Here is an 8,466-nt window from a genome sequence, read left to right as displayed (position 1 = left end):
ATCCAGGTGTCGAGCAGCACCACGCTGGAGTAAAGCCGTTCCGGCCCGCTGCGCTCGAAGGCCAGCTCCGCGTTGACCTGTTCCCAGCCGCTGCCTTCGCGGCCGACCAGCGCCTGCGCGGGCAGCGTCACATCCTCGAAACTGACTTCGGAGAAATGCGCGTCGCCCGCAAGGTCGCGGATTGGCCGTACCGTCACGCCCGGCGCGGAAAGATCGACGATGACCTGCGACAAGCCGCGCTGGCGGTCCTCCGCCTTGCCGGAGGTGCGCACCAGCGCCAGCATGTAGTGGCAGCGGTCGGCATTGGTGGTCCAGATCTTGCGGCCGTTCAGGCGCCAGCTGCCGTCTGGCTGCGGCACGGCGCGCGTGGCGACGCTGGCGAGGTCGGAGCCCGAGTTGGGCTCGCTCATGCCGATGCAGAAGAAGGCCTCGCCCCGGCAGATGCGGGGCAGGTAGAAGGCCTTCTGTTCCTCGCTGCCGTAGCGCAGGATCAGCGGCCCGCTCTGGCGGTCGGCGATCCAGTGGGCCGAGACCGGCGCGCCGCAGGCCAGCAACTCCTCCACCAGCACGAAGCGCGAGAAGGGATCGAGCCCGGCGCCGCCGTATTGCGCCGGCAGGGTGATGCCCACCCAGCCGCGCCGGGCAAGCGCGCGGCTGAAATCGGCGTTGAAGCCCATCCACGAGCGGGCGCGGATCTCGGGCGGCAGGGCTGGCAGGTGCTCGGCCAGGAAGGCTTTCACCTCGCGCCGGAACGCGGCTGCCGCGGGCGGCAAGGCAGTGAGCTGGAAGGTGCTGAGCAGGGAGGTCAAGACGGGTCTCCGTATGGGGCGGCGAGGGACGGCGAGGGGCGGCGGGCGCGTATGGCGGGCGGCGGCGGATCAGTCCAGCGTCACGCCCGAATCCTTCACCACCTTGTGCCAGCGCTCTATCTCCTGCGCCAGGTACCGGCCGTAGGCCTCGGGGCTGGAGCCGCGCGGCTCCGCGCCCTGCGCCGCCAGGCTGGCGCGCACGTCCGGCGAGGCCAGCGCCTTCTGGGTCGCGGCGTTGAGCCTGTGCACGATATCGGGCGACGTCCTGGCTGGTACCAGCATGCCTTGCCAGGCGCCGACGTCGAAGCCCGGTATCGCCGTCTCGGCCACGGTGGGCACGTCGGGCAACTGCGAGCTGCGCGTGCTGCTGGTCACCGCGAGTGCCTTCATGCGCTTGTCGCGGATGAACGGCAGCGAGGAGTTGATGGTGTCGGCCATGAACTGCACCTGGCCGCCGGCCAGGTCGGTCAGCGCCGGTGCGCTGCCCTTGTACGGCACATGCACCGCCGACAGGCCATTGGCCTGCAGGAACAGGAAGGCCGCCAGGTGAGTCACGTTGCCGTTGCCGGCCGAGCCGTAGGTCAGCTTGCCGGGATTGGCCTTCAGGTACCGGATGAACTCGGCCAGGCTCGACGCCGGCACCTGGGCGTTGACCTCCAGCACCAGCGGCACCATCGCCGTCATCGCCACCGGGGCGAAGTCGCGCCGCACATCGTAGGACAGCTTCTTGTACAGCGCCGGGCTCAGCGCGATCGACGATGTGTTGTAGAGCACGGTGTAGCCGTCGGCCGGCGCCTTGGCGACCAGCTCCGCGGCGATATTGCCATTGGCGCCGGGGCGGTTGTCCACCAGCACCTGCTGGCCGAGTTCCTCCGACATCTTGCGGGCGATGATGCGGGAGACCAGGTCAGTGGGCCCGCCGGGCGGAAACGGCACCACCAGCCTGACGGGGTGGCCGGGAAAATCGGCGCCGGCCGCGAGCACGGGCGCCGGGAGCGCGGCGAGCGCCAGCAGCGCAGGGGCCAGCAGGACAAGCCCGCGGCGGGCGCGGCGAACGGCCGCTCCGGCCCGCGCGTGGGTCCCTTTATCTGCCTTGCCTTGCCTGCCGTCTTTTTTGTCCTGCTCTGGCATCTCGTCTCCTCCGGTAGTGGCGGCTGGCCGCCAGCGGTTAGCGGCCGGCCAGCAAGCGCCGGGCGGTATAGGTCATGACGCGCTCATGGCGCTGGTTGAACACTTCGATGGTCGAGTCCACCACGGCGCGGCCATTGCGCGAGGTCGGCCGGATGCCGCCGACCGTGACGGTGGCCCAGATGGTGTCGCCGACCACCACCGGGGCGATGATCTTCTGGGTCAGCTCCAGCATGGCCAGCCCGGTGCCCTGGATCATGGTCTGCAGGATGAAACCCTCGATCAGCGCATAGGTGAGCGCGGCCGGTACCGGCCGCCCCTGGATGGCGCTGCCCTCGTAGCCGGCCTCGATAAAGATGGCCTCGACCATGCCCGTGACCGAGATGAAGTTGATCAGGTCGGTCTCGGTCACGGTGCGGCGGAAGGTCTGGAAGGCCTGGCCTTCCTTGATGTCTTGCCAATAAAAGCCCTGGCCGAGACGGGGGAGTTGGGTATGGGGCACGGCTTCTCCTGGTGATGGCCGGCGTCGGGTGGCCGGCTTCCTTTATGTTAGGAGGGGGAGCGGGTATAGCGGGAGCCGCATGCGTTGCGCGGCTCAGCCATTGGCGGGCGGCGGCGCGCAATAGGCCGCGCCAGCCCGCCCCAGTTCGTCGATCTGCTGGCCGCTCAGGCCGGCTTCGCCCAACAGGTCCCTGGTGTGCTGGCCCAGGCGTGGCGGCAGGGCGGGCGCCGCGCGTTCGCCGTCGAAACGCACCGGCGCACCGGTAAAGCGCAGCGTGCCCATGGCCGGATCTTCCAGCGTGTCGAAGAAGCCGGTGGCGCGCAGGTGCGGGTCGTCCACCAGTTCGGCGAGCTGGTTGACACGTGCGACCGGGATCTGCAGCGTCTCGCATAGCGCCAGCCAGTCCTCGGTGGTGCGCGCGCGCACGATCTCGCCGGTCAGTTCGTACAGCGTCTCGATATGCCGGGTGCGCGCCGCGATGCCGGCAAAGCGCGTGTCCACCGCCAGCTCGGGGCGGCCGGCGGCGGTGAAGAAGTCGCGCCAGTGGGCGTCGGTGTACGGCATCATGCAGACGTGGCCGTCGGCGGTCTGGTAGGGCCGGCGCAACGGCGCCAGCACGCGCGGATAGCCGCTGGGGCCGCGCGGCGGCTCGAAATGCTGGCCGTAGAGATGCTCGACCAGGTTGAAGGCCACCATCGACTCGAACATCGGCACTTCCACCAGCGCTCCCTTGCCGCCCTGGCGCTCGCGGCCGGCGATGGCGGCCGAGATCGACAGCGCCGCCACCAGCCCGCTGGTCTTGTCCGCCGCGATGGTGGGGAAATAGCGCACGGTGCCGGTCTGCTCGGCCATCAGCGCGGCATTGCCCGACAGGCCCTGGATGACGTCGTCGTAGGCCGGGCGGCCGCCATACGGGCCGTCTTCGGCGAATCCCAGCAGGCTCACATAGACCAGGCGCGGATGGCGCGCCATGGTGGCGGCGGGATCCAGCCCGAGCCCGGCCAGCTTCTGCGGGCGCATGCTGTGCATGAACACGTCGGCGCCGGCCAGCAGGCGCTCCAGCGCGGCCTGCGCCGCGGGCAGCTTGAGGTTGAGCACCACGCTCTTCTTGCTGCGGTTCACACCCAGGAAGATCGCCGCCATGCCGTCTTCGGCGGCGGGGCCGGTGCGCCGCGTGGAATCGCCTTCGGGCGGCTCCACCTTGATCACTTCGGCGCCGAGGTCGGCCAGCCACTGGCTGGCGTAAGGGCCCATCACGACCGTGGAAAGGTCGATCACGCGGATGCCTGAGAGGGGCAACATGCCTGGCTGTCTCCTGTTTGTCCTGGTGCCGGCTTATGCGAAGCCGAAGGTTGGCCACGCGAAATCCGATGGCCACAGGTTAGTGCAGCGGGATCGCCTGCGTCTAATATTAGATTTTTAGGATCCGATATTCACCGGATATCAGCGTGGACCTTCGTCAACTTCAGCAGTTTGTCGCCCTGGCCGAGACCGGCAACTTCCATCGCGCGGCCGAGCGCCTGCACATGGCGCAGCCACCGCTGTCCATCTCGATCCGCAAGCTGGAGGAGGCCCTGGGCACGCCGCTGTTCGTGCGCACCTCGCGCGGGGTGCGGCTGACCCAGGCCGGCGAGGCGGCGCTGCACGATGCCCGGCGCGCGCTGTTCCACGCGGGCCAGGCCCGCGCGGCGGCGCTGGCGGCGGCGCACGGCGAGCGCGGCGCGCTGCGGGTGGGCTTTGTCGGTTCAGCCACCTATGCCTTGCTGCCCAAGCTGATCCCGGCCTTTCGCGAGGCGCATCCGGGCATCGAGCTGATCCTGCACGAATCCACCTCGGCCGCGATCCTGGACCGGCTGGAACGCCACCAGCTGGATGCCGGGCTGGTGCGCTTTCCCATCCTGAGCGCCGGGGCTTATGCGCTGATGCCGCTGGAGACCGACGAGTTCGTCGCCGCCGTGCCGGCCGACAGCCCTTTTGCCGGACGCGACGCGATCGCCCTCAAAGCGCTGGCCGGGGAGCCTTTCATCATGCACCCGAGCGCCGACGTGCCCAACCTGCAGGCCATCGCCATGCTGCTGTGCCAGCAGGCCGGCTTCGTGCCGCGCGTGACGCAGGAGGCGGTGCAGGTGCAGACCATCGTCAGCCTGGTGGAGAGCGGCTTGGGGGTGGCGCTGGTGCCCAGCGTGGCGGCGCGCTATATCAACCGGCGCGTGCGCTTCCTGCGGCTGGCCAGCCCGCGGCCGGCGGCGCCGATCGGCATTGCGCTGGCGACCCCGGCCGACAGCGACGACCGCCAGGTGCAGCGCCTCATGGCGGTGGCGCGCGCCGTGGCGGCGCCTGTGGCCTGACCCGCCGGTGCAATCAGGCTGGCGCGCGGACGCCGTGCGCCGTGGGGGCGCGCGGCAGCGCCACGCCCGGCAGCAGGTGGAGCAGGCGCACCAGCTCGCTCTGGCGATGGGTGCCGGTCTTGCGCAGGATGTCGCGGATATGCACGCGTACCGTGTGCGGCGACACGAATTCGTGATCGGCGATCTCGTTGAGGGTTTCGCCGGCGGCAAGCCGGATGGCAACCAGGCTTTCCTTGCGGGACAGGCCGAACAGCGATGTCAGCACCGCGCTGTCGAGCACGGAGCGCGATTCCGAATTGCCCATCAGCACCATGGCGAACGGCAGTTGCCATGGGCCTTCCACCGGCTGGCGCGAGACCAGCGGCAGTACGATGATCGGTACCGGCTGCCCGCCCGAGGTGATATGCATCCATGAGCCTGCCGCCGGCTCGCTGCCGCGCGGCTGGACGGCGCGCTCCAGCAACTTGTACAGGGTCGCGCGCAGGGTCTGGTCGCGGGCCTTGAGCACGCCGTTTTCCAGCGCCAGCTGGCGATCGGCCTGCACCAGGGCTTCGGCCCAGACGTTGGCGTAGCGCACGCGCATATCGGCCTGCAACACCATCACACCGAAGTCGAGCGTATCGAGGCTGGCAAGGCCAAGGGCGGCCAGCCCGCTCAGCTCGAAGTTGCGCTGCTGCATGCGCGCGGCGCGGGCCCAGTGCGGCAACACGCGCGCGATCCGCCGGCTGCGGTGCAGTGCGCCGTCGGGGTTGCCGCCCGGTCCGGCATCCCTGCCTGCACTGCCCATCAGCACGCAGACTTCGGCGGTGTCGAGCAGGCGGATGCCATGGGCCAGATCGGTGTCGTGCGGCGGCTCCGGCCAGAGGGCGCTGTCCTGCCCGTCGGCAGCGTGGGCGGCGGCCAGCGCGCGCGCCGGCAGGCTGGCCAGGGCGTACAGGCTCTCCGGCACGTGTCCGCCCTGCGCCGCGAAACAGCCATGCGGGGTGACGCCGAGGCGCGCCTGCCCTGCGAGCTTGTCCCATACCAGATAGTGGGGACTGTCCGTGTCCGTATAGCGGGAGAAGAGGCCAAGCGCGGTTGGCATGGCCGTGATGTCAAGCGCCGATTCGTAGATCGAATCGATCAGACGATGGAAATCTTCATCCGCCAACGGATGTTCGCCCATGGTGTGTTTCCCCGGTGGCTTGCGCCTGATTCTACTGCTGCTTTTTTTATAGGTCCGCCGCTACGACTGGCTGCTGCTGGCCGGCTCCGGGGTGGCGCGCGACACGTGCCATCGGACAGGATAGTGGCGTCCGATTCCCTTGGGCGCCCGTTCCCGCGTTACCGCGTGGCGGCATTATGCGCATCGGTGCATCAGTACGCAAACGGGTAATGTTGTCTAGCCAAGCATTCAGCGGTTCAGACGCTGAAATGGCCGCCAGGCAGCGCCATGCCGGCATGTCCGGACAAGAAGGCAAGGCGTACCCGTTTCTGCGTGCGCCTTGCCCGGCCTGGCCACCGCTCAGCCCGGCTTGGGCGCGTCCTGGGCGACGGCGCCTGCACCGCTCGTCCCGGCCGCCATCCCGCTGGCCCGGGAGGCCGGCAGGGCGGGCTCTTCCACCTGCACCGTGACCCGCTGCGTTGCCATGCTGATGCCATGCTGGTCGAACTTGCGCTTGAGCCGGACGTTGAAGGCGCGGGTGATTTCCGCCTGGGTCAGGGGCCGGGTCTTGAACTGGGCGAGGATCACCGAACCGTTGGGGTCGAAGCGGTCCAGTCCCAGGATGTCGAGGGCGGACAGCAGGTTGCGCGCGTAGCGGAAATCGCGCGACACCTCCGCGCCGGTCTCGCGGATCAGCTCGATGGCCTGCTCGAGATCGCTGCCGTAGGCCACGCCGATATTGAACACCGCGTAGGCATAGCCGCGCGACAGGTTCTTGATGGCCTTGATCTGGCTGTAGGGCAAGACATGGAGCGCGCCTTTGCCGTCGCGCAGCTTGACGGTGCGGATGGTCATGGCCTCTACGGTGCCGGCGTGATCGGGCAGCTCCACCGAGTCGCCGACGGCGATCGAGTCTTCCACCACGATGAACAGGCCGGTGATCAGGTCCTGCACCAGGCTTTGCGCGCCGAAGCCGATCGCCAGGCCGACCACGCCGGCGCCGGCCAGCAGCGGCGTCACGTTGACGCCAAGGTTGGCCAGCACCACGATCAGCGTGATCACCAGCAGCGTGACGAACAGCGCGTTGCGCACCAGCGGCAGGATGGTCTTGGCGCGCAGGCTGGGCGGCTGGCCGCGGCTATGCGATGGTGTCAGGGTCTGGGTGATGGCCGTGTCGACCAGCAGCCACGCCAGCCATGACAGCAGCACCGTGCTGGTGACGCTGAACACGGCCTCGCTGATGCGCTTGCCGACCGAGGTCGACTCGGCCACCGAAATCAGCGAGACGCCCCAGATCCGGCTGCCCAGCTCAAGGAAGGCGAACCAGATCACCACCCGCACCAGCGCTACCGCGAAGCGCCCGAAGCGCGCCAGGTAGGCCGAGCGCTGGCGGTCGCGGATGCGCGGCGGGCGCCGTGTGGCCTTGGGCGAGCGGCCGGTGACCAGCGTCAGCAGCAGCGCCGCGACGAACAGCGCCACCGAGGCGACGGTGCGCCGCAGGAATTCGTCGGCATGGCCGGTGGCGAGCACGGTACCCGCCACCGACGCTACCACTACCGCCAGCACCGGCAGGTGCCAGGCCGCACCCAACAACCGCAGCAGGTCCATGATAGCGGGATGCGCCTGGCGGAACGCGAGCGGCCGGTTGGCGATGATCTGGCCGATCTGCCGGCGAAAGCGCAGGGTAAAGCAGGCGATCAGCAAGGCTGCGGCGAGATTGGCCACGGTGGAGATCAGCGCCGACAGGTTGGTGCCGAGCGGCGCTACCACGCGGGCGTCAGTGGTGACGTCCCCCAGGGCGGCAAGGATGCCGGTGGCGAACAGCAGCCCGCGCGAGTGCAGCAGCAGGTCGCGCACCGCGTGGGCGCGATGCGCCGAGCTGAACAGCGCGAAGATGACCTGGCACACCGCGCCCAGCACGGCCCCGGCCACTACCGAATAGGCGATCACCATGCCGGCCACGCTGGCCGGCGAGCGCCCGAACACGGTGCCGGAGAGCATCATCGCCAGGGCGAACGCCACCACCCATGGCGCCACCCTGCGCAGCATGTACATGCCCACATCCACCCAGGACGGCACCGCCGGCAATTCCGCGTGCGCTCGCGGCTGCAGGCGCCGGTTGCGCACGCGCCGGCCGAGTTCCAGCAGCAGCCCGCCTGCCAGCAGCCAGGCCGCGAGCACGGTGGCGAATTCCCGCAGCGACACCATGGCGGAACGGGTGCCGCCGAGGGTCAGCGCGTTGTGCCATTCCTCGCCCGCGAAGCCGGCCCGCCAGCGCCAGTAGTGCCATGGCCCCGTGTCCTTGCGGATGCGCGTGTCGAGGTGATCGACCGCCTCGGCCAAGGCGCCCAGCAGGCCCGGGGCCGGCGCCGAGGCGGCGCCGGCATCGATGCCTTTGCGCAGCGTCTGCAACTGATCCACCAGCGCCTTGCGGTCCTTGTCGCTTTGCAGCGTGGTGATCACCTGGTCGAGCGACTGGGCCAGCGGTGCGCTGGCGGACGGCTGCGATGCCGGCGCGGCATCCGCCTTCACCGC

General features: G+C 69.5%; 7 protein-coding genes. 1 reads left to right on the top strand and 6 read right to left on the bottom strand.

From position 1 onward, the window contains the following. The 4 genes from P3W85_RS30415 to P3W85_RS30400 all read right to left on the bottom strand — a co-directional run. On the bottom strand, positions 1-809 hold an 809-nt coding region (locus P3W85_RS30415; RefSeq protein WP_276267506.1), incomplete at its 3' end, for an acyl-CoA dehydrogenase family protein. 69 nt (positions 810-878) lie between these two features. Continuing rightward, positions 879-1,940 carry a tripartite tricarboxylate transporter substrate binding protein gene (locus P3W85_RS30410; RefSeq protein ID WP_276267505.1) on the bottom strand — a complete coding sequence of 354 codons (1,062 nt, stop codon included), beginning with the start codon at positions 1,938-1,940 and terminating at the stop codon, positions 879-881. Between the two features lie 37 nt (positions 1,941-1,977). Then, positions 1,978-2,439, bottom strand: a complete 462-nt coding sequence (locus tag P3W85_RS30405; protein ID WP_276267504.1) for a MaoC family dehydratase — start codon at positions 2,437-2,439, stop codon at positions 1,978-1,980. Positions 2,440-2,532: 93 nt separating this feature from the next. Then, complete coding sequence (locus tag P3W85_RS30400; RefSeq protein ID WP_276267503.1) at positions 2,533-3,741, bottom strand: CaiB/BaiF CoA transferase family protein; 1,209 nt, start codon at positions 3,739-3,741, stop codon at positions 2,533-2,535. A gap of 146 nt (positions 3,742-3,887) precedes the next feature. Between P3W85_RS30400 and P3W85_RS30395 the strand changes: the two genes are divergently transcribed. Continuing rightward, a complete protein-coding gene (locus P3W85_RS30395) occupies positions 3,888-4,787 on the top strand; it encodes a LysR family transcriptional regulator (protein ID WP_276267502.1) in 900 nt (299 codons plus the stop codon). Between the two features lie 13 nt (positions 4,788-4,800). Here P3W85_RS30395 and P3W85_RS30390 read toward each other — a convergent pair whose 3' ends face one another. After that, positions 4,801-5,952 carry a helix-turn-helix transcriptional regulator gene (locus tag P3W85_RS30390; RefSeq protein ID WP_276267501.1) on the bottom strand — a complete coding sequence of 384 codons (1,152 nt, stop codon included), beginning with the start codon at positions 5,950-5,952 and terminating at the stop codon, positions 4,801-4,803. A gap of 339 nt (positions 5,953-6,291) precedes the next feature. Beyond that, complete coding sequence (locus P3W85_RS30385) at positions 6,292-8,463, bottom strand: mechanosensitive ion channel family protein (RefSeq protein WP_276267507.1); 2,172 nt, start codon at positions 8,461-8,463, stop codon at positions 6,292-6,294. Positions 8,464-8,466: the final 3 nt, after the last annotated feature.

The sequence above is a fragment of the Cupriavidus basilensis genome, assembly GCF_029335485.1.
Lineage (GTDB): Bacteria > Pseudomonadota > Gammaproteobacteria > Burkholderiales > Burkholderiaceae > Cupriavidus > Cupriavidus basilensis_E.
Note: the sequence above shows the minus strand (reverse complement) of the source record. Positions and strands in the feature narration are given on the sequence as shown.

Coding starts and splice junctions, on each gene's coding strand:
- P3W85_RS30410 (WP_276267505.1), bottom strand. CDS start 1,940: ATGCCAGAGCAGGACAAAAAAGACGGCAGGCAAGGCAAGGCAGATAAA.
- P3W85_RS30400 (WP_276267503.1), bottom strand. CDS start 3,741: ATGTTGCCCCTCTCAGGCATCCGCGTGATCGACCTTTCCACGGTCGTG.
- P3W85_RS30390 (WP_276267501.1), bottom strand. CDS start 5,952: ATGGGCGAACATCCGTTGGCGGATGAAGATTTCCATCGTCTGATCGAT.